Here is a 1,471-nt window from a genome sequence, read left to right as displayed (position 1 = left end):
TCTCTGCGAAGCCGTCGGCGCGATCCGGGAGCAGCGTTCCGCCCGCCACCTCCGCGCCCTCCCTGCCGCCTAGGAGCGTCTCAGTGGCCCTCAGGCGCCCGTACAGCCGCCCGCCGGACTCCGGGCACCCCACCCACCTCCCAGCCCGCCACAGACCCACACAGCCCGCCCGCGACCCAGGAGTGACCCCATGACCAGCCCGACCGACGAACTCCGCACCGCAGCCACCGCGCTCCGCGACCTCGCTACCCGCACCCGAACCACCCTCGAACGCCACGAACTCCAGTGGACCGACCTCACCACCTGGGCAGGCCCCGGACAGATCAGCCCGATGGTCTGGTCGCAGTACGCCGCAGCCATGCACCCCGCCGTCGGCGGCCTGCTGGCCGAACTCCTGGAGACCGCAGCCGACTACGTGGCCGACGACAGCCCCACCCATCCGACGCACCTCGTCCACGCCCTCGCCGTAGCCCGCGCCGTCAACGGCCACCCGCCGGGCCCTGCCGTCTGATCGCCCCCGCACACATCCGGATAACCCACAACGCACAGGAGCCCCGTTGACCACCACGCCGTACCCCGCCCGCACCAACACCCCCGACGTGATCACCGTCGGCGCCGACGGCAACAAGACCACCACGTTCAAGATCAAGCGCGCCTGCAACGGCTGCGGCCAGCACCTCGGCGACGCCGACAACCGGGACGTCGACGACAACGGCAACCTGGCCGACGTCCGCGCCGAATGCCAGCACTGCGCGCCGCTCGTCGAACTCGAAGCCGCAGGCTGCAAGACGTGGAAGCTCACCCCGCGCAGCTACGGCCTCATCGACCACGAGCTCGACCGCGACGGCGTCTTCACGAAGCAGTTCACCGAGCTGGTCGACGGCCGGACCACCACCGTCGGCATGCGCATCGGCATCAAGCCCGGCCACGTCGTTGCCCGCTTCGGCGACTGGATCATCCGCCACCCCGACGGCGGCTTCACCGTCCATGCCGCCCCCGCCCTGTCTGGTCCTGCCGCCTAACCACCCCCCGGAGCCACCGTCATGGCCAGCCGTATCAACCCGCGTTTCGCCGCCCACGCCAGCCCCGCAGCCATCGAGCACGCCATCCGTGAAGCCGACGCCGCCAGCCGCCGCTACGCCCTCAAGGCCGACGCGCTCCGCCGGCTCCTCGATGCCCGGCGTGAACAGATCGCCGCCGGAACGTGGCCGCCCAAAGACGACCACGCCCAGCCGACCGCCGCGCCTTCCGGCCCCGTCGCCCCCACCACCCGCTAACCGAGGAGCACCCGATGGCTTCCCCCTGGACCGAGTACGGCGACTGCACCGGATGCGGCAAAGCCGTAGCTCTGGTCAACCCGCGCCACGGCGACGGATCCACCCGGCATACCCGCTGGCACAAGAACCCGGAAGGCGACTGGTGCCGCACCGAAGTCGACGACGGGTGGCGCAGCACCCGCGAACCGCAGCGT

3 protein-coding genes and 1 pseudogene are annotated in these 1,471 nt (G+C 71.5%); all 4 read left to right on the top strand.

Annotated features, from left to right (window positions below; genetic code table 11):
- Window positions 1-190 precede the first annotated feature (190 nt).
- Window positions 191-511 (top strand): hypothetical protein, encoded by a 321-nt coding sequence (locus I8N67_RS41510; protein WP_200309514.1) that lies wholly within the window; start codon window positions 191-193, stop codon window positions 509-511.
- Window positions 512-557: 46 nt separating this feature from the next.
- Entirely contained in the window at window positions 558-1,022 is a 465-nt protein-coding gene (locus tag I8N67_RS41505; protein WP_200309512.1) for a hypothetical protein, read from the top strand.
- A gap of 21 nt (window positions 1,023-1,043) precedes the next feature.
- Entirely contained in the window at window positions 1,044-1,277 is a 234-nt protein-coding gene (locus I8N67_RS41500) for a hypothetical protein (protein ID WP_200309510.1), read from the top strand.
- Window positions 1,278-1,291: 14 nt separating this feature from the next.
- Window positions 1,292-1,471 (top strand): annotated as a pseudogene (locus I8N67_RS41495) (hypothetical protein); the annotation flags it as partial.

It is taken from the genome of Streptomyces adelaidensis, from assembly GCF_016598475.1.
GTDB lineage: Bacteria > Actinomycetota > Actinomycetes > Streptomycetales > Streptomycetaceae > Streptomyces > Streptomyces adelaidensis.
Note: the sequence above shows the minus strand (reverse complement) of the source record. Positions and strands in the feature narration are given on the sequence as shown.